The organism is Segatella cerevisiae, assembly GCF_024054555.1.
In the GTDB taxonomy this organism is placed as follows: Bacteria; Bacteroidota; Bacteroidia; order Bacteroidales; family Bacteroidaceae; genus Prevotella; species Prevotella cerevisiae.
Genome location: NZ_JAMXLY010000001.1, coordinates 54544 through 76567 on the forward strand (window position 1 = coordinate 54544; position 22024 = coordinate 76567).

General features: G+C 42.8%; 12 protein-coding genes and 2 pseudogenes. 11 read left to right on the forward strand and 3 right to left on the reverse strand.

Translation table 11 applies throughout. The features are described 5' to 3' along the window. Positions 1 to 82: 82 nt before the first annotated feature. On the forward strand, positions 83 to 952 hold the full coding sequence (locus NG821_RS00225) for a phosphatidate cytidylyltransferase (RefSeq protein ID WP_252759647.1): 870 nt from the start codon (positions 83 to 85) through the stop codon (positions 950 to 952). 476 nt (positions 953 to 1428) lie between these two features. On the opposite strand, the pseudogene lpxB reads toward NG821_RS00225, so the two are convergent. Both lpxB and surE read right to left on the reverse strand, forming a co-directional pair. After that, positions 1429 to 2559: pseudogene (lpxB, locus tag NG821_RS00230) on the reverse strand (lipid-A-disaccharide synthase); the annotation flags it as partial. Between the two features lie 20 nt (positions 2560 to 2579). Further along, complete coding sequence (gene surE / locus NG821_RS00235) at positions 2580 to 3350, reverse strand: 5'/3'-nucleotidase SurE (protein WP_252759648.1); 771 nt, start codon at positions 3348 to 3350, stop codon at positions 2580 to 2582. A gap of 115 nt (positions 3351 to 3465) precedes the next feature. Between surE and NG821_RS00240 the strand changes: the two genes are divergently transcribed. The 9 genes and pseudogenes from NG821_RS00240 (at position 3466) to NG821_RS00280 (ending at position 18295) form a co-directional block, all read left to right on the forward strand. After that, entirely contained in the window at positions 3466 to 4230 is a 765-nt protein-coding gene (locus NG821_RS00240; RefSeq protein ID WP_252759649.1) for a ParA family protein, read from the forward strand. 34 nt (positions 4231 to 4264) lie between these two features. Next, on the forward strand, positions 4265 to 5188 hold the full coding sequence (locus NG821_RS00245; protein ID WP_252759650.1) for a ParB/RepB/Spo0J family partition protein: 924 nt from the start codon (positions 4265 to 4267) through the stop codon (positions 5186 to 5188). A 140-nt stretch (positions 5189 to 5328) separates the two neighbouring features. Further along, positions 5329 to 5955, forward strand: a complete 627-nt coding sequence (locus NG821_RS00250) for a DUF5683 domain-containing protein (RefSeq protein WP_262921845.1) — start codon at positions 5329 to 5331, stop codon at positions 5953 to 5955. A 105-nt stretch (positions 5956 to 6060) separates the two neighbouring features. Further along, a complete protein-coding gene (locus NG821_RS00255) occupies positions 6061 to 7497 on the forward strand; it encodes a lytic transglycosylase domain-containing protein (RefSeq protein ID WP_252759652.1) in 1437 nt (478 codons plus the stop codon). Between the two features lie 16 nt (positions 7498 to 7513). Continuing rightward, positions 7514 to 9793, forward strand: a complete 2280-nt coding sequence (locus NG821_RS00260; RefSeq protein WP_252759653.1) for a RelA/SpoT family protein — start codon at positions 7514 to 7516, stop codon at positions 9791 to 9793. Positions 9794 to 10002: 209 nt separating this feature from the next. Continuing rightward, positions 10003 to 10980, forward strand: a complete 978-nt coding sequence (locus NG821_RS00265; protein ID WP_252759654.1) for a pectinesterase family protein — start codon at positions 10003 to 10005, stop codon at positions 10978 to 10980. Between the two features lie 275 nt (positions 10981 to 11255). After that, positions 11256 to 12659, forward strand: a pseudogene (locus NG821_RS00270) (cation:proton antiporter); the annotation flags it as partial. 478 nt (positions 12660 to 13137) lie between these two features. Then, positions 13138 to 16449: a SusC/RagA family TonB-linked outer membrane protein gene (locus tag NG821_RS00275; RefSeq protein ID WP_252759655.1), complete on the forward strand. Its 3312-nt coding sequence runs from the start codon at positions 13138 to 13140 to the stop codon at positions 16447 to 16449. A gap of 19 nt (positions 16450 to 16468) precedes the next feature. Further along, on the forward strand, positions 16469 to 18295 hold the full coding sequence (locus tag NG821_RS00280) for a RagB/SusD family nutrient uptake outer membrane protein (protein ID WP_252759656.1): 1827 nt from the start codon (positions 16469 to 16471) through the stop codon (positions 18293 to 18295). 482 nt (positions 18296 to 18777) lie between these two features. On the opposite strand, the gene NG821_RS00285 is transcribed toward NG821_RS00280, so the two are convergent. Continuing rightward, on the reverse strand, positions 18778 to 19125 hold the full coding sequence (locus NG821_RS00285) for a MerR family transcriptional regulator (protein WP_252759657.1): 348 nt from the start codon (positions 19123 to 19125) through the stop codon (positions 18778 to 18780). A gap of 109 nt (positions 19126 to 19234) precedes the next feature. On the opposite strand from NG821_RS00285, the gene alaS reads away from it, so the two are divergent. After that, positions 19235 to 21898 carry an alanine--tRNA ligase gene (gene alaS / locus NG821_RS00290; RefSeq protein ID WP_252759658.1) on the forward strand — a complete coding sequence of 888 codons (2664 nt, stop codon included), beginning with the start codon at positions 19235 to 19237 and terminating at the stop codon, positions 21896 to 21898. Positions 21899 to 22024: the final 126 nt, after the last annotated feature.

The following is a 22024-nucleotide window of genomic DNA, read 5'->3' on the forward strand; positions in this document are numbered from 1 at the left end:
ACAGTCGGAAAAATCAGAGTACTTTAAAAACTCTCACTTTTCCGACTGATTTCTTTTAAAAAGAAAAATACAAGAAGAAAACATGACTGAAAAACGAAGAAATCTTATTATCAGAACTGTCACCGGCATACTTTTTGTCGCCATCATGGTCATTGGCCTCCTCAACTGGATCGCAATGATTTTCCTTTTCGCATTCATTACAGGATTTTCAATCTGGGAATATAGCGGACTCGTCAATGCCAAACAAGGCGTAAAGATCAACCGCCTCATCTCTACCGTAGCAGGCGTCTATCTCTTTCTGGCTTTCGCCGGATTCCGTACAGGTATCGTCAATAATTTCGTAGTCTTCATCCCTTACATCCTTGTAATCCTCTACCTTTTTATACAGGAACTCTATGCGAAGCATGAGGATGCGCTCAATGACTGGGCATATACAATGCTGGGGCAAATGTATCTGGCATTCCCCTTTTCTCTCATGAATATCCTCGCTTTCGAAAAAGACCCCATAGACGGATTCGTCCATTTCAATACACTTTTGCCTTTAAGTATGTTCATTCTCCTGTGGATAAATGACAGTGGCGCCTATATCTGCGGTTCACTTTTAGGCAAGCATAAACTCTTTCCTTCCATCAGTCCGGGCAAGACGTGGGAAGGGAGCATCGGCGGAGGTATCATCACTGTGATCATTGCCGGTGTCATCGGTGCACTGTCACATCAACTGAGTACGTCGACACCACAACTTTCAGTCCTTGGGTGGCTGGGATTAGGTGTGGTGGTGGTCATCTTCGGCACGTGGGGCGATCTTGTAGAAAGCCTTCTCAAACGCACATTGAAACTCAAAGACAGCGGTAATGTCCTCCCCGGACACGGCGGTATTCTGGACCGGTTTGATTCCGCCATATTGGCTATTCCGGCAACCATCGTCTATTTCTATACGATTGAAATCTTCTAAACCTGGAGCATTTGAACGCGACCGTTTTCCCGTCTTTTTCCAAATGAGAAAACTGCGCCTCTCAAAAGGTCTACTTTCAAAAGTGAGAAAAATGAATAGCACTTTGCCTATTTTCAAAGTTTCTTTCTAAAAGGACAAAGCTTTGAAAAACAGGAAGTGCAGGCTTCTCACTTGACCAATTCGAACAAATTCCTCAAAACAAACGATAATCGTCCCAAACCTCCAAATAAGAAGTTTGGGACGATTATCGAATCAACTTATTCCTCAGGACGGGAAGGCGGATCATTTTCCGGAGAGGTGGGACGATCGTCCTGACCATCCGGATCAATGGAATCAAAGTCCTGACTTTCGGGCTCATCAGAATATCCAGAATTTTCCTCCGCAGGAGCAGAAGGCTCATACTGATCTTCAGATTCTTGTTCCCGTGCGCTATCAGCAGGTTGAATTGGTAAACCGGAATCAGATTTATAAGTTTGCAACAAGTCATACATAAGAGCAGCAGCCTGTTCCGGTGCGACATTGTTCCCAAGTCGACGGCGCACCTCCTGGTACCCTGCAAGCATCTTATCGCGCCCAGGTTGTCCCGGAAGAATTTTTCGGAGTTCAGAGGCAATACCGTCAACGGTGAACAAATCAGCCAGCATCTCGGGTACGACCTTCTTGTCAGCGATCAGATTGACCAGAGAGATATATTTAACTTTAATGATATGCTTAAAACCGAAACGGATCAAGCGAGGTATGGGTGTTTCGTAGCACACCACCTGAGGCACGTCAAAAAGAGCCGTTTCCAAAGTTGCCGTTCCACTCGTGACGAGAGCGACTTTCGCGTGCACCAACAGAGGATAAGTCCGGTTCTTCACCAGTTTGACATCTGTTCCTCCGATCCATTTCTTATAGAAAGAATCCGATATGGAAGGAGCACCCGCTAATACCATCTGATAGTCTTCGAAGCGAGAGGCAGCCTCAATCATAGCCGGAAGATTATCCTTGATCTCCTGCTTTCTGCTTCCTGCAAGCAAAGCAATGATAGGCTTGTAGGCATCCAGTTGATGTTCTTTACAAAAAGACTGGTAACTCTGGTCATAACTGTCCCGGAATTCCGCTACCTCCTGCACTGTGGGATTCCCCACATAATGGATTTTGTAATGGTGCTTGATTTCATAGAAAGGCACTTCGAAAGGGAGGATTGAAAACAATTCTCTGACGTCACGCTTGATATTTCTGATGCGCCATTCCTTCCAAGCCCATATTTTCGGTGAGATATAATAATATACGGGAATACCGGTCTTGTCATGCACAAATTTGGCTATATTGAGGTTGAATCCAGGGTAATCCACCAGAATGACAACATCCGGTTTCCAGCGGGCAATGTCTTTCTTGCAAAAAGACATATTTTTCAGAATGGTCCCCAGATGAAGGAGCACAGGCACGAAACCCATATAGGCGAGGTCCTTGTAATGCTTGACACAAGTCCCCCCTACAGCCTTCATGTCATCCCCGCCGAAATACCTGAACTGCGCATCAGAATCCACTTCGCCGAGCGCTGCCATCAGACGGGAGGCATGCAGGTCTCCACTCGCTTCTCCAACCACAAAATAATATTTCATAAACTTACCGTAAAAGTCTATTACAAGTTCCAGCTTTTGACAACATCGATCAACTGATAAGCCGTAACATCGACCGTCGTCGGCGTAATCGCCACATAATCATGTCTTAGCGCCCACTTATCCGTACCTTCTGCAGCAGGCTCGTCATCCACATAATTCCCCACCATCCAAAAATAGTCATATCCGCGTGGGTGGTGTGCTTTGATTACTTCATTCTGCCAACTCCCCATAGCCATCCTGCACACTTTTACCCCTTTGAAAGGCGGTTTCTCCGGAAAGTTCACATTGAGGCACGTCCCTTTGGGAAGACCCTCCCGAAGGACTCTCTCGGTAATGGGGAGAATATATTCTTTCAAATAAGACAAATCAGCATGAATATCATAGTTGCAACTCGAAAAGGCGATAGACGGGATATATTTCATACATCCCTCCATGACCACGCCCATTGTACCCGAATAGTGGCTGTTGACAGAAGAATTGTCCCCGTGATTGATGCCGCCTATGATCAGATCAGGTTTGCGGTCCCTGCAAAACTGGTCCAATGCCAGTTTCACGCAATCTACAGGTGTCCCATTGCAAGACCAGGCCTCAACCTCGCCAAAAGTATGACGATGCTTCAATTTCAAGGGCAGTTCAGCAGAAAAGGCACATGAGAAACCCGACCGTGCAGCTTCAGGTGCACAAATCAACAGATCAGCCTTGTCCTTAAGCATTTCCACCAAATAATGAATGCCTCCTGAATGGTATCCATCATCATTGGAAATGAGTATAAATGGCTTCTTATTCTCCATCTTATCTTCAATTATTAATTTCGATACAAAAGTAATAAAAAAACGTTTAAGTTAATAGATTCTCACATAAAATCGTTAACTTTGCAACTATAACAGATGTAAAGAAACGAACAAAATGGGAAAAATCATAGCTTTAGCTAATCAGAAAGGCGGTGTGGGAAAAACCACCACCACGATTAATCTGGCTGCATCTCTCGCCACTCTCGAAAAGAAGGTTCTGGTGGTCGATGCGGATCCTCAGGCTAATGCTTCCAGCGGGCTTGGCGTAGACATCAAAGAAGTCGATTGCTCCCTGTATGAATGCATCATGAACCACGCCGATGTCCGCGACGCTATCTACACCACAGACATCGACGGACTAGATATTATTCCCAGTCATATTGACCTCGTAGGGGCGGAAATAGAAATGCTGAACCTGGACAATCGGGAGAAGGTCATCAAAAAACTCTTGGATCCTATCCGGAACGATTACGATTTCATCCTCATCGACTGCTCTCCTTCACTCGGCTTGATCACCGTCAATGCACTCACCGCAGCTGATTCCGTCATCATCCCGGTGCAGTGTGAATACTTCGCACTTGAGGGAATCAGCAAACTGCTGAATACGATAAAGATCATCAAGAGCAAACTGAATCCGAAATTGGAAATAGAAGGATTTCTGCTGACGATGTACGACAGTCGCCTTCGGTTGGCCAACCAAATCTACGATGAAGTCAAGCGCCATTTTCAGGAACTGGTGTTCAAAACCGTCATTCAAAGGAATGTCAAACTGAGCGAGAGCCCAAGTCATGGTCTACCTGTCATACTGTATGATGCAGACTCCACCGGAGCAAAGAACCATCTGGCTTTGGCAAAGGAAATCATTGAGAAAAACAGTTGAGTTCCCTTTTCCAATTCTATAATTTCTAATCAATATGGCTGTTCATAAGAAATACAATAATCACTCTTACAAGACAAATGCTTTAGGACGGGGACTTGATGCACTGATCTCTACAGAGAATATCAGTACATCGGGCAGCAGTACTATCAGTGAGATTTCACTCGATGAAATTGAGCCGAATCCCAATCAACCCAGACGGGAATTCAATCCTGAAGCATTAAAAGACCTCGCCCAGAGCATCAGTCAGATCGGCATCATTCAGCCCATCACCTTACGGCAGGTGGCTGCGAACAGATTCCAGATCATTGCGGGTGAACGTCGCTGGAGGGCTTCCCAGATAGCCGGATTGAAAGCCATACCGGCCTATATCCGCACCATCGATGATGAGAACATCATGGAGATGGCACTCGTGGAGAATATCCAGCGGGAAGACCTGAACCCCATAGAGATCGCTTTAGCCTACGAACACCTGCTGGAAGAGTCCGACATGACGCAGGAGAAAGTTTCTGAAAGGGTCGGCAAAAGCCGGGCTGCCATAGCCAACTACCTCAGATTGCTGAAGCTCCCGGCACAGGTCCAGATGGCTCTTCAGAAAAAGGACATCGACATGGGCCACGCACGTGCCCTGTTGGCACTGGACAGTCCTTCACTGCAAATCAAACTTTTCAAGGAGATCCAGAAAAACGGATACTCTGTGCGGAAAGTAGAAAGCCTGGTCCAACAACTGAAACAAGGTGAAGATATTGAAACCGGCAAGAAGAAAATTGCCTCAAAAACTCAAATGCCTGAGGAGTTCAATATTCTAAAACAACGCTTATCGAAATTCTTCAATACGAAAATCCAAATGACCTGCTCTCCAAAAGGAAAAGGGAAAATCAGTATCTCTTTTTCCAATGAAGCGGATTTGGAACATATCATGAACGTTTTCGATAAACTGAAAGAGTCGTCTGAAAAGTGAATATCAAATTTTCACACCACTGGAGTTTGACAGTTCTATTGCTGTGTATAGCAACTACAACTGCATTCGGGAAGATCAACGCAACGGTTTATCCGGTTGCCTCTGAAACGGAAAAAGATACCATCCGGTCACAGCAGCAACTGCACCAGCAGTCTGAACCTCAGGAAAAAGTGAGTCAAGACAAGACCAAAATAGCTTTCACTGACTCTACTGGTGTCAAAAAAACAAAGCGCGATTGGGCGACGTGGAAGCCTGATGTAAAAAGAGCTCTATGGCTCTCTATCGTTCTCCCCGGAGCCGGCCAGATCTATAACCGGAAATACTGGAAACTGCCTATTATCTATGGAGGATTCCTGGGTTGTATCTATGCGATGACATGGAATAATCAGATGTACCACGACTATGCACAAGCATATATAGATATCATGGACAACGATCCCTCGACACAGAGTTACAATCAATTTCTGCACCTGGGTACGAAGATTGACGACTCCAATAAAGAGCGCTATCAAGAGTTGTTCAAAAGTAGGAAGGATCGTTTCCGCCGCTGGCGCGATTTAAGCGTCTTTTCTTTTATCGGGGTGTACGTACTCTCCATAATCGACGCCTATGTGGACGCTTCACTGTCAGACTTCGACATTTCCAGGGACTTGAGTTTGCATATCCAACCTACGGTGATACAGGGGAATAGTAATGGTAATCAGATCTACGGTTACTCCCCTCTCAAGAACAGCGCTATCGGAATAAACTGCAGTTTTGCTTTCTGACCAGGCAGGCAAGAGATGATTGCCCGCCTTCTTTTGGCAAAAGGGAGAAACGAAATATGATTGACGACAATTGACTGACATTCATTAACAAATCATGAAACAGGAATGAAGAAACTATACATATTACTCGCTTTCCTGATGCTTTCGGGAAACTGTATGATAAAAGCTCAAAACGCAACTACAGACGATCAGGTCATCACCGTAAAAGACCCTCACGGTATCAATGAGAACATCTCATTACCCATGGGAATGACATTAAAAACAGACAGTCTGCTGAACCTGTACTATTCTAAAATCTACCTGAAAAAGAAACCCTGCAATGGAAACGATATCAGTGCTTCGTTTACCAAACAAGACTATATCAAACGCCTGAAGAAATTGCCGACCCTCATCGAAATGCCTTACAATGACGTCGTCAGGAATTTTATTGATCAGTTGACCGGTTCTCAGAGAGACCGCGTCAGTTATATGCTCGGTGCCGCTAATTTCTATATTCCCATATTTGAAAAAGCCTTGGAAGCTTATGGACTTCCTCTAGAACTGAAATACCTTCCTTTCGTAGAATCAGGACTCGATCCTTTTGCCTCTAAAAACGGCAACAGCGGATTGTGGCAACTGAGCATCAGTACTGGGAAGCACTATGGTCTGGTCATCAACTCTCTCGTGGATGAACGCCGTGACCCTGTCAAATCTTCCTATGCTGCAGCCCAATATCTCAAAGATCTATACAAGATCTTCGATGACTGGGAATTTGTCATCACCGCTTTCCAAAGTAGTCCTTCCACCGTCGACAAGGCCATTCACCGCACTAAAGGTGCTATCGACTTCTGGAGTATCTATCCTAATCTGACCTCCTATGCAAGAAGTTGTGTCCCTGCCTTTATCGCGACCAACTACGTCATGAACTACTACTGTGATCATGGCATCTGTCCCATGAACACTGATCTTCCCGCTAAAACAGACACGGTCTCAGTTGACCAGGACATTCATTTTCAGCAGATCGCACATGCCTTGGATATCAATATAGAACTGCTTCGGGAACTGAACCCGCAGTACCGCCACGACGTGGTCAACGGAAACAATGCACCTATGTCCCTCCGGTTGCCTGCCTCTCTCATCGGTAATTTTATCGATCAGAAAGACTCTATCGTCAAATACAAATCAGGTGAACTCTTGCTCAAGCGAGAGGAAACGAATGTCAGCGGATATGAACCTGCCGACGAGCAACAACACCAGAAAGATGACGTTCCATACTTTTCAACATTGGACAGACGGAATGATATGGCAATGACCGGTGAGAATGACTCCAGTGAAACAGAAACGCCGGAAAAGTCCTATAGAAAAAGGAGACATCGGACGCATAGGATAGCGAGGAACAGCACGAGGCAGACAGATAGCCAAGAGGAAGAAGTCACTGTCAAAAGCGGCGAGACGCTGTCTGAAATTGCCAAGCACAATCATACTACCGTCAAAAAGATCAGACAATTGAACGGTATAAACGGTAGCAATCTATTGGCAGGTGTAAAACTTAAGATCAAATAAGGAACAGGAGGATTTTATGGATGACCAGAATGTAAAAGACATCGAAAGAGAACAGGCTGATAATAAAATGATCACTGATGCTTTCCAGCATCTCCTCGATACCTATCTTGCCTCTCGCCATAGAAAGAAAACAGATATCATCATCAAGGCCTTCAACTTCTCCAGACAGGCTCATAAAGGGGTGCGTCGGCTTTCGGGCGAACCTTATATTATGCATCCTATTGCCGTCGCACAGATCGCCTGCGAGGATATGGGACTGGGATCCACCAGTATCTGTTCCGCCCTGCTCCACGATGTGGTGGAAGATACTGACTACACGATTGAGGATATCCAGAATATATTCGGTGACAAAATCGCCCAGATCGTCGAAGGACTGACTAAAATCAGTGGGGGTATCTTCGGAGATAATGCTTCTGCTCAGGCAGAGAATTTCAAGAAACTCCTCCTGACGATGAGCGATGACATCCGTGTCATCCTTATCAAAATCTGCGACAGGCTGCACAATATGCGTACCCTCGCCTCTCAATCTGCCAACAGACGCTACAAGATTGCAGGCGAGACGCTCTATATCTATGCTCCTCTCGCCAACAGACTGGGATTGAACAAGATCAAGACCGAACTGGAAGATCTCAGTTTCCGCTTTGAACATCCTGAAGAATATGAATACATCGAATCCAAACTGACTTCCACTCAAGAGCAGCGCGATACCTTATTCAGTAAATTTACTGACCCTATCAAAGCCTCGCTCGATAAGATGGGCATCAGCTACACCATCAAGGCAAGGGTCAAGAGTCCCTACTCCATTTGGTGCAAGATGCAGAACAAGCACGTCACCTTCGATGAAATCTATGATATCCTCGCTGTCCGCATCATCTATACGCCAAAGGTCAGGGCAGAAGAAATCAACGAATGTTTCCAGATCTACGTGGCTATCTGCAAGATTTACAAGAGCCACCCCGACAGATTGCGTGATTGGGTCAACCACCCTAAGGCTAACGGCTATCAGGCCCTGCACGTCACCCTCATGAGTAAACAGGGACGATGGATCGAAGTGCAGATCCGCAGTGACAGAATGGATGAAATTGCCGAACAGGGATTCGCAGCCCATTGGAAATACAAGGAAGGTGGAGAATACTCTGAGGATGAAGGTGAACTCAATGACTGGCTCCGGACTATTAAGGAAATCCTCGATGACCCTCAACCGGATGCAATGGACTTCCTCGATTCCATCAAACTCAATCTGTTCGCGTCTGAGATATTTGTCTTTACGCCTAAAGGGGAGATCAAGACGATGCCTGCGGGCAGTACTGCCCTCGACTTCGCTTTCGAGATACATACTTTTCTGGGAAGTCATTGCATCGGTGCAAAGGTCAACCACAAACTGGTACCGCTAAGTCAAAAACTCCAAAGTGGTGACCAGGTGGAAATTCTGACATCCAAAGCTCAACACGTGCAACCTTCATGGATGAACTTTGCCAGTACGGCTAAAGCAAAGAGCAAGATCACGGCCATCCTCCGGCATGATAACCGGGAAATACAATATAAAGGCAAGAAGGTCATGCAGGATTGGCTACAGAAGAACGACCTTGAGATGACAACTTCCACGATTGACAAACTCAGGGCGTTCCACGATATTCAAAAACCTGAGGATTTCTTCCAGGCAATAGGCGATCACACCATCATCTTGGGAGACAAAGATGCTGACGAACTGCATGGGAGAAACGTCAAGGAATCCAAAGTCAAGAAATGGCGGAGACTAGTTCCTTTCCTCAATAGGAAAGAAGACAAGAATGACAAAGCTGCATCTACAGACGTCAAGCATTTCGTCGTCGATAGTAAGTTTGACAGGAAGAAACCGGTTATCATTGATGAAAACAATATCAATCAGTTTCTCTTCAAGTCGTGTTGCCACCCAATCCCCGGAGACGATATCCTCGGATATATCGACAACATGAACCATATCGAAATCCATAAGCGCGCCTGCCCGGTGGCCAACAAACTCAAATCGAGTTTCGGAAATCGTATCGTCGATGCCAAATGGGACATGCACAAGAAACTCTTCTTTGACGCTACCATCGAAATACAAGGCATCGACCGCAAAGGAATGCTTCTGGATGTCGCGAAAGTGATCTCAGGACAACTCAATGTAGGTATACACCGAATGACCATCAACAGTAATCAGGGTATTTTCGACGGGAGAATCGAGATCAGTATCCATGATCGGGATGATGTCAAGGTTATCATGAATCATCTGAAAGCCATTCCTGACCTTCAAGAAGTCCAACAGATCATGTAAAGTTATTCTTCAAGAAATATTCAGGTCATGATCAGAGCCCGATAACCTTAAGAGAAAGAATACACCGAAATAACCTGAAATGGTAAGTGATATAAGAGCACTATGATGGACTTGAAACATTTCAAGTCCTCCCCCAATTTCTCTAGACGGACAGGATGAATCCCATTTCCGATAAGTCGCCAGAAGTCCAAGAAAAACAAACTACCATCATGAAAAAAACAATTCTTATTTTATGCCTTTTTCTTATTGCCCTCCCCTTCGAGGCAAAAAACAAATATGATAATCCCGACACCTTATTTGTCGCTCGTGACGGCACCGGAGAGTTCAGGGCTATTGATGACGCTATCGAGGTTTGCCGCGCATTCATGGAATACCATAAAGTTATCTATGTCAAGAAGGGTATCTATAAAGAAAAACTCATTCTGCCTTCATGGCTGGAGAATATAGAGATCTGCGGGGAAGACCGGGACAAGACCATCATTACTTGGGACGATCATGCAAACATCAAACTCCCTGGGACTGATCGCCCTATTGGCACTTTCCGTACCTATACTCTGAAAATTGAGGGGAATCATATCACATTGAAAAATCTCACGATAGAAAATAATGCGGCAAGACTTGGGCAGGCGGTGTGTCTTCATACGGAAGGGGATTGCCTGAAATTCGTCCATTGCCGTTTCTTGGGGAATCAGGACACAGTCTATACAGGAACTGCAGGAACACGTCTGTTTTTCAAAGACTGCTATATCGAAGGGACGACTGATTTCATCTTCGGTCCAAGTATTGCATGGTTTGAAGGTTGCACGCTCTATTGCAAGAGCAACAGTTATATCACTGCTGCATCTACCCCACGATCGCAAACATACGGCTATATTTTCAACCATTGTAAACTCGTTGCTGCACCAGAAGTTACGAAGGTCTACCTGGGACGCCCTTGGAGGCCCTACGCCTATACGCTGTTCATCCATTGTGATTTCGGTCCTCAGATCAGACCTGAAGGCTGGTGGAACTGGGGAAATGCTGCAAATGAAGAAACTGCCAGATATTTCGAATTTGGTAATACCGGCACTGGAGCAGACATCACCCACAGGGTATCCTGGAGCCATCAACTTACTCAAAAGGAAGCAAGACAAATCACGCCACAGAAGATTTTCACATTGAGTTCGACATGGAACCCCACAAAATAAGAAAAACTGCAGAATACCATCGGGTCTATCCTGACACGTCCCCTCAGCCGCCTTTTCTAGCCCTCTAAAACAAGCTGCACAATCTCCAGGCAATCATAAACAATATTGATCAGATAGACAATAATCAACTTCCAAGCAAGCACATTTACCAACGAACTTTAAGAATCAATCCCCCAACATACTTAAGAAATTTTGATAATTTTACTTTCGGTGCTTCTTTTCTTTAAAAATTTAATAGTACCTTTGTTGTTGATTATCTTTTACTACTCCTATATATGACAAAGAACGAAAAAGATTTCTTGATTTATATCATTATGTTACTTGCCTTTGGGATCCTCATATTTATAGGATTAAAAAGTGGCATATCTCTGCACCCGTCTAATGAAACACTCCGATCTAATACCTCGTCATTCGCAACCTTTATTTTGACATTGAAGGAGAATCTGGGGACATCTGTAATGAAATTACTTATCCAGATCATCGTCATCCTCTTTGCAAGTCGAATATTCTCTTTTCTGTTCAATAAGATCGGACAACCGAGTGTCATAGGAGAAATCGTAGCTGGAATCATTCTCGGTCCCTCGTTCCTAGGCCATTTCTTCCCAAATGCTTTCCATACCATTTTCACTAAAGATTCTCTCGTCAATATCCAACTACTCAGTCAGATTGGCTTAATCTTGTATATGTTCGTCATCGGACTGGAAGTCGACTTCAAAATTTTAAAGAAAAAGATCAACGAGACACTTGTCATCAGTCATGCAGGAATTTTTGCCCCCTTTCTGTTAGGTATTCTCGCTGCAATCTTTGCCTATAAAGAATATGCGCCAGCCCATACGGCATTTATTCCTTTTGCACTGTTCATCGGTATCTCCATGAGTATCACAGCCTTCCCGGTACTGGCACGAATCATTCAGGAACGGAAACTGGATTATACGCCCTTAGGGGTATTGGCAATAGCTTCCGCAGCTAATGACGATGTGACGGCATGGTGTCTTCTGGCCATCGTGATTGCAATAGCACAAGCAGGGACCATTACGAGTTCTTTATTTGCCGTAGCCTGCACGATCCTTTACATTCTCTTTATGTTCTTTATTGCCCGTCCGCTCCTCAAAAAGATAGGAACTTACTATAGTAAAAAAGGCATCATAGACAAGTACTTTATCAGTTTGGCCTCATTAGGTCTTTTATTATCAGCTACCTTTACCCAAATGATCGGCATCCACGCCCTATTCGGAGCTTTTATAGCAGGAGTAATCATGCCGTCCGATCATCAATTCAGGCATATCATGAAGGATAAGGTTGAAGATGTCACATTAGCATTCTTTCTGCCCTTATTCTTCGCCTACACCGGATTGAACACCAATATATTGCTCATCAACAATTGGTCGATGGTTCTGACCTGCATCCTTTTCATTATCCTTGCCATAATAGGGAAATTCGGAGGTTGTGCGACATCAGCCAGATTAGTAGGAGAAACGTGGCATGACAGTTTGACGATAGGTATACTCATGAACACGAGAGGGCTCATGGAATTAGTTGCTTTGAATATCGGTTATGAAATGGGCATTCTGTCCCAACCTCTTTTTGCGATTTTGGTTATCATGGCGCTTTTTACCACTTTCATGACGACACCTTCCCTGCATTTAATTACAAAACTATTTACCAAGGAAGAGAATAAAGAAAAAACACACAACTTGAAAGAGTCGTAATCTATCTTCTGCACCAGCACAACCGTTCTGTTTTTTCAGTTTCCCCTTGAGAACAAAACATCTTGCGCCCATGTTCTCTCATATTATTCAGGAAACTCAACAGTAAACTTAAATTCAAATAGAAAAGGGATGACTCTGAATTAAACGAACAAGGGAAAGCCATCGAAGGGAATCAGGGAGAGTAACTCTCATCCATTATACGAAAGCAAACAACTATTTATCAGGAATTAATTCAGTATCATTTTAAGACTTCCCAAAGCATACGATAGGTTAATATTATATAAAACATTCTTTTTTCCACATAACATTTAAGATATATTTCATATTTTTGCTAAAATATCGTGAACGCACATTTAGACCAATAAGTTCGATTCAGAACTGAGAAAGCAATCTTAATGACCTTATTTAAACTATTTTGTAACTTTTCTAATATCAAAAAACAAAATCTATGAATCATCAACTAAAACAATCATTTATTTATCTGCAAGTCAAAAGAGTTATTATGTTAACTCTGTGCCTAAGTCTAGCTTGTCTTGCTGCAAAAGCACAACAAAACCTTACAGGAAGTGTGAAAGACTCCAATGGAGATCCTTTAATCGGCGTAAGTATATCAGTAGACGGAAAAGCTATAGCTATTTCTGACATTGATGGCAATTTCAGCATACCAAATGCCAAGCCCTCTTCAAAATTAAAGGTAAGTTACATTGGTTACAAAACCTACTCTACAATTATCGGAACTTCATCTCATCTAAACATTGTAATGTCTGAAAACAACAAGACCTTAAATGAAGTTGTCGTTGTTGGCTATGGCACGATGAAGAAAAGTGACTTGACTGGCTCCATTTCTTCCGTAAATACCACACAGTTAAACTCCAAGGGTGCATCCAATGTTATGGGTGACCTGCAAGGTGCTAACCCCGGTGTAAATATCACGCAGACATCCAGTAGAATCGGTGATAATTTCAATATTGAAATACGAGGAAAGTCCTCCATCAACTCTTCCACGAGCCCTCTATACGTTGTAGATGGTGTAATGTGCAGTGATATCAATTTTCTGAATCCTCAGGACATAGAACGTATTGATGTACTAAAAGATGCCTCATCTACTGCCATCTATGGATCACGTGCCACAGCTGGTGTAATCATTGTCACCACAAAAAGTGGTTCCAGTGTTTCAAAAGTTCAAAAACCTAGCATCAGCTACGATGGTTATTACGGTTGGTCTCATGTAGCAAGAATGCCGGATTTCATGGGAGGAGAAGATTTTTACGAATATCGTTTTCTAAAATTTCTCACTTATAGTGGAGACCAGGAGAATTTAGCCAGTCCTGCATACCAGATGAGTAGTGTAGATTTGGAAAGGGCTTTACTTAGGCAGAGTACAGGATCTGGAGAATATATTATGAAACAGATGAAAAGTAATGGCAACACCTACGACTGGCCTGGCATTGTAACAAGAAATGGGAGCCAGCAAAATCACTTCCTCGCATTAAATGGGGGTAGCAATAATATGCAATATCATTTTGGATTAGGATATAATAAAGAAGATGGCATCTATAAAGAGGATCATCAGGAACAGATCAATTTCAAGGGGAGTCTGGATGCTCACATCAATAAGGTTCTAAGCGCAGGTTTCAACATTAATCTTGCAAAAATCAACAACGGTTATGCTAATGATGATGCCATTCAATACGCTTACCGCATGAATCCGTATATGGTTCCATATGACGCTAATGGAAATGTTAATCACAAACCAGGAAACTATGCAGCTCTGGGCACAGACTCCTATCAATTTACAGACCAGTTAAATCCTCTTGATGTAATGAAAAGCACCACCAAAAAACGTGAGACATGGCGTCTTCTTGGTAATGTATACTTAAATTTAAATTTGTTGAAAGGATTGACATTCAAGACGACCTTCTCACCGAATTACACTCATTATAGAGAAGGATTCTTTGGAGGTAATATAAACCCTGTCACTGGAACGGCATATGATGACGGCACATACGCAGATGCAAATCAAGATGGTCTTGTTGACAATGAAGCAAACTTACAGACGTATCGTAGCTTTTCATGGACTTGGGATAACGTCATTAATTATACAACTACATTTCGAGACATTCACAGACTTAGCCTCATGGGATTATTTTCGATGCAGTCCGGGAATACGACCAAAGAATATTGGGATGCAACGGATGTAATGGAAAACACGGATTGGTGGAATCTCAATTCAGGTACATACGATGCAAAGAACTCCTATAATTCCTACACTGAGAATAGCATGATTTCATATGCTCTCCGTGCAAATTATAGTTATAAAGACCGATATCTCTTTACAGGTACTATTCGATGGGATGGTTCCTCTAAGTTTGCAAAAGGAAATCGCTGGGGATGTTTTCCTTCTGCTGCAGTTGCTTGGAGAATCACAGAAGAGCCATGGATGAAAAGTTCAAAAGAATGGCTGAGCAACTTAAAGTTACGTTTTGCCTTTGGTATGACAGGAAATAACGACGGTATCGGTGACTATGCGACTCAACAAGTTTTGGAAGGTCCAATCTATTATCCTTTTGGAAGTGTTTACTATCCTGGTTTCTACCCTTCAGGCATAGTAAATCCAAATTTGAAATGGGAGAAATCAACAGAATACAATTTAGGCCTAGACTTTGGTTTTCTCAACAATCGCATCTATGGAACCTTAGATATCTATCGTAAAACTTCAAAAGATCTTCTCTATCCTGTTTCATTACCCCTTGAATCTGGTGGGGGGACAATGGTAACTAATATTGGATCTGTCCGAAACCAAGGTGTTGAAATATCCCTTACCACCGTCAATGTTGCGAATAACGATTGGCATTGGGAAACCACCCTTAATTTCGCCCATAACAAAAATAAGGTGTTGGAAATAAACGGCACAGGGGATGAGGCAATCAGTTCTGACATCACAACAGGAAGCCTATTTGTAGGCAAACCAGTTGACAATGTCTATGCTTATCAATTCGGTGGCATCGTATCAGATAAAGACATGAAAGTTCCTGACAACACTGCAGCTACAAAAGCAGGGCTAACACCAGGGACAACCATGAAGCAAAATGATTATTATTACAAAGTATACGGCTTAACGGAAGGCCAGCCTTATGTCATAGATGAAAACGGGGATGGCAAGATCAATAATCAAGACCGTATTGTAAGGAGCATGGACCCTGCATTTACTGCCAGTCTGACCTCAAACCTCAAGTGGAAAAACTGGGACTTCAACTTTTCCATCTATGCAAAAGAGCACTATACCGTTTTCTCTGATTTCTTAGGTGAATATCTAAATTTGAAAGACCGTGGCCGCATGAAAATCAATGGGAACTTTTATATTCCTGCCGGTGCATTACTTGACTGTGACGGTATCGATGCCGATGGAAAATATATCAATCCTATATTCCAGACCTCTACACATTATGGAACATTGCCATTCCCTAATAATGGGGGAAAGAATGGCGGTGTTGGACTAGAGTCTTCTTACTGGGATGTTGCCAAATGTGTCACAAGTGCTTCATATTGGAAAGTACAGAATATTACTTTAGGATATACCTTCCCCAAGAGCTGGATCAATAAATTCGGATGCAATTATTTGAGACTCTACTTTACTGTCACCGATCCATTCATTATTACGCCTTACAAAGGATTTGATCCTGAATGGGCTAATACTTCTATGAAAAATGATGGTCCAAGCACTGTAACATATCAAATTGGAGCAAGTATCAGATTCTGAACCAAAAACGAATAAGACAATGAAAAAGAATATATATACAACACTAATTGCTATATTTGCAATTATTATGACACTAACAAGCTGCAGTGATTTCTTAGATGCAAACAACAAATCTGCGGGCGGGACTGCATCCGATCATTTTAATAAGAATGTTTCGTATCTTCTCGTTTCAACCTATAACAGTTTGAAAAATATCGTATATAACCCTAGCCTATATTGTGAAGGCACTGATTTGTATATAAATACCAGAGGTAAAGATGCCGGTGTGTATAATGAATATACTCTTACACCAGAAGATAATACCGTTTCCAGCTATTACTCTGATGTCTATCAGACAATAAATTATGCCAATGGGGTACTCTCTTATACAGATTCAACATCTGAAACAGGTTGTGAAGCCCGTTTTCTACGCAATTTCGGCTACTATCTTTTAACACAAGAATTCGGCTCTGTTCCTTATATAACAAAATACATTGACGAAGGTTCCAATAAAAACTATCCCAAAACATCGTTAAGTACGATTTACTCTTCAATGATCAAAGATCTAACAGACCTTTACAATAACTCTACCCTCCCTGAACAAAATCACTTAGGCCATGCCAGTAAACAAGCAGTAGCAGCCCTTTTAGCCAAAACATATCTGGCAAATGGATGGGACATCAATACCACTTTAAATGATGCACAGGAGGGTACCTATACCGTAAAAGATACTAAAGATTTTATATCAGCAGCAGCTTGGGCAGAAAAAGCAATCGATGGAATTTCCTTGACGATGGACTTTGATAAAAAATGGGCACCCGAAAATGAAGGTAATTCAGAAGAGATTTTTTCAGTTCAATACGACAGAGCTAGTTATCCTGGAGATGTATCAGATGGTGGTCACAATATGCAATATAACTTCGGAGGCTACTATGGCGATTGTACAACACTTGGGATGAAAACCTGTAGCAGTGTAGATGCCCAATCAGAAAAGAGCATGTATCTTTTCAGTCCCGGGGATAAAAGGTATGAAGGTACATACATGACAACTATGTACAATGCAACATTGATGGCTAATGGAAAAACAGCTAATTGGGGCACACAAGGCTATTTTGCCTATTATAATTCTACTAAGCGAGACACGCTCACAATTGCTCACCGTTATTTTCCTTATTATATTACGGAAGCAGAGGCGGAAAAGGAATTTGAAACTCATAAAAATCAATACCGTTTCAGAAAGGATGTAGATGCCAATACCGTTTCAGCAGACATACTTTCTTTACCAAACATCGTACATTATACTTTTAATGCAGACGGTTCTGTAGCTTCAAAGGTCTATCAAGATCTCACGACATACAACAATCAGGTCAATAATGGAGTCTGTGTGAAAAAATTCGATGATCCAAATTCTGCACAATTGACAAAAGATAATGATTACCGTGACATTGTTGTCTTCCATGTCAGTGACATGTATCTTGTTGCTGCAGAAGCCTATCTGATGGCAGGACAGACAACTCAATCTCTTGATAAAGTAAACGAAGTCCGTGAACGAGCAGGTCTATCAACTCTGAATTCTTTCACAGCCTACCAGCCATCTTACTCTATTAGTTCATCTTTTCATCTGACACCATTAGATGTCATATTAGATGAAAGGGCACGTGAACTTTATGCAGAAGGGAAACGCTGGATAGATTTGCGCCGTACGAAACAACTCATTAGATATAACGTAGAATTCAATCCAAGCATTGGTTCAGCAAGTCAAATGGCAAATAAAGAAGGAGAATACAAATGGTATAGACCTATTCCAGAGAATGAGATCAGTTCCAATACTGGCATCACTGAAAAAGATCAAAACCCAGGGTATTGATAAAGGAATAGAGCCATTACTTTTTCATAATCTCATATTAGTTAAAGGAAAATAGTACTCATTTGAAAAAAATGCCTGCTGGCGAATACTAGATCGTTTTACTCTACTTGAACCAGCAGGCTTACAATGTCCTTAATGTAGAACCACATTACTGAGAATATAACTATCTCAGAATATAAGTTTACAATTAGTTTCAGCATACATCTGTTGATTACCAAATATTTCTGTTCATAAAGGAAAAATTTCATTATATAAGGACACAACTTATGTATCACCTAATCATGGTAATCCGATACGATAAACTTTAATACTTAAATTCACGACAAAGTTTATGATAACAACTAATGAAACACGCTATGATGCTTTTTCACAATCATCAATACCGAATGAAATGTAAAGTATGAATTAAATACTTCCCTCTAAAAGCTTTGGCCCAAAAATATTTACTTTAATCGGAGTAAATATAGTGCAATAAACTTTGACTAAACGATTCCATTCAACTGTTTTTTCAGAGAGATCAATTGTTCTCTTACTGACATCAACGTTTCCAAAACTTCATTCTGCTTATTGACTCCACTTCTGTTTTCATTCAAGTATTTCCGAGCAGCGGCGATTTTCAAGCCACGGACTTTAATCAGATTATAAATGACCTTGACCTGGTCTATATCTTTCTCCGTATATTGGCGCACCTTGTTCCCTGTCACCTTCGGCCGGAGATGAGGAAATTCTTTTTCCCAAAAACGCAGGGTAGATTCATTTACTCCCACTTCCTTCGCTACCTCCTTGATGGAATAGTAAAGCCTGACATCTTTATTCGGATTTAGCGCCATATTAACAGCCTTTTTATTAAACAAAACAGATTTTAATGGCAAAATTAGCTAAATCTTTGTATCTTTGCAAGTGTTTTTCGAAAAGAATCAATTAAAAAGAAATAAAACTATGATGACAGCAAATGAGATCCGTGACTCCTTCAAAAAATTTTTCGAGTCCAAGGGACACGTTATCGTACCATCAGCTCCTATGGTCATCAAGGATGACCCCACTCTAATGTTCACTAATGCCGGAATGAACCAGTGGAAGGACATCATTTTAGGAACGAAGGATCCGGAACCACGACGCCGTTGTGACTCTCAGAAATGTCTTCGTGTTAGTGGCAAGCATAATGACCTTGAAGAAGTAGGACATGATACCTACCATCACACTATGTTTGAAATGCTCGGCAATTGGAGTTTTGGTGATTATTTCAAACAGGGCGCTATCGATTACGCCTGGGAATACCTTGTAGGCGTCCTTCATATGAATCCTGATGACCTCTATGTCACCGTCTTCGAAGGTGATCAGAAAGAGGGCCTGAGCAGAGATGATGAGGCTGCGGGCTATTGGTCCAAGCATGTATCAGCCGACCATATCATCAATGGCAACAAGCATGATAATTTCTGGGAAATGGGTGACACAGGTCCTTGTGGCCCTTGCTCTGAAATTCATATTGATGAACGTTCAGCAGAAGAAAAGGCCAAGGTTCCCGGAAGGAATATGGTCAATAAGGACGACCCACAAGTCATCGAGATCTGGAATATTGTGTTTATGCAATATAACCGGAAAGCTGACGGTAGCCTTGAACCGCTGCCTATGCACGTCATCGATACGGGTATGGGCTTTGAACGACTCGTCAGGATCATGCAGGACAAACACTCCAACTATGATACTGATATTTTCCAACCCATCATTCAGGAAATAGAAAGTCTTTCACACAAGAAATATGGATTTACTTCTCCTTCAGGCGCAAATGGAGAAGGAGCTACAGAACAGGAAAGAGTTGACATTGCTTTCCGTGTGATCGCAGACCACGTCCGTGCAGTCGCTTTTTCAATTGCTGACGGTCAGTTACCAGGGAATGCCAAGGCAGGATATGTCATCCGCCGTATTCTCCGTCGCGCCGTACGCTATGCTTACACATTCCTGAATCAGAAGGATGCATTTATGTATAAGTTGGTCCCCGTCCTCATTCAGGAGATGGGCGAAGCTTATCCTGAACTTCCTGCTCAACAAGAATTGATCACCCGTGTAATGAAAGAGGAAGAGGATTCGTTCCTGCGCACTCTTGACAAAGGTATTCAACTCTTGGACGGCGACATGGACGAACTGAAAGCACACGAGAAGACTACACTGGACGGAGAAAGTGCTTTCCGCCTGTTCGATACCTATGGTTTCCCTCTTGACCTGACAGAGTTGATCTGCAGGGAAAACGGTTATACTGTGGACGTCAAAGGCTTCGATAATGAGATGGAAAAGCAGAAAGCCAGAGCACGAAATGCTGCTGCCGTTGAAAATGGCGACTGGGAAGTTTTAAGAGAAGGCGTCCAACAGCAATTTGTAGGTTATGACTACAGTGAATATGAATGTCACATTACCCGTTACAGGAAAGTAACTCAAAAGAAAAAGACATTTTACGAGCTTATGCTCGACTACACACCTTTTTATGGAGAAATGGGTGGTCAGGTCGGAGAATCCGGAACGCTTGTTTCAGATACCGAGACTATTAAAGTATTGGATACAAAGCGTGAGAACAACCAGAGTATTCATATTGTCAACAATCTGCCGAAGGACTTGAGAGCAGACTTCACAGCATGTGTAGATCTGGAAAAGCGTGAAGGTTCAGCAGCCAACCATAGTTGCACCCATCTTCTTGACTATGCCCTGAAACAGGTACTTGGAACACACGTAGAACAGAAAGGTTCCTATGTCGATGACAAGACTCTGAGATTTGATTTCTCGCATTTCAAGAAAGTCACCGATGAAGAACTCCGGAAGGTTGAACATATTGTCAACGACATGATCCGTCAGGATCTGCCATTGGAAGAACATCGGGACACGCCAATCGCAGAAGCGCAGCAACTCGGTGCCGTGGCTCTCTTCGGAGAGAAATATGGAGACAAGGTGCGCGTTGTCCGTTTTGGTCCCAGTTGTGAATTCTGTGGCGGCATTCATGTCAAGAGTACCGGTCATATCGGATTCTTCAAGATCATCGCAGAGAGCAGTGTGGCAGCAGGTGTACGTCGTATAGAAGCTCTTACGGGCAAGGCTTGCGAAGAAGCCATCTACTCAATGGAAGACCATTACAACACGCTCCGGTCACTGTTCAACAATGCAAAAGATCTGGAGAGCGTCGTGAGAAAGTATATTGATGAACACGAGAAGATGAAGAAAGAGATTGAGCAGTTGAATGCTCAGTCCGTCAACCGCCTGAAGAAAGACTTGATCAAATCTGCAGAAGAGATCAATGGTGTTACCGTCATTCGCTCAATTGTTCCTCTCAGCCCTGAAGGAGCCAAGGACCTGGTATTCCAGATCAGAGCAGCAGTGCCTCAAAAACTCGTTTGCGTAATTGGCAGTACGAGGGAAGACAAACCTCTGCTCAGTGCTATTTTCAGTGACGATATGGTAAAAGAGCACAACCTGAATGCCGGCAAGATGATTCGCGAAGCCGCCAAACTCATCAAAGGTGGTGGTGGAGGACAAGCTTACTATGCTCAGGCAGGTGGAAAGGATGCCAACGGCCTTTCCGCTGCAGTCGACAAGATGATCGATCTCGCCAATCTATAAAGACAGATCCTATTTGAACTGACAATCCGGACATCATAAGTATGGTGCCCGGATTATTGTTTTCTGCCTCTCTACAGAAACAAATCCGAAGTTTAATGCAAAAAGATCGTCAGACAGCAATGATCT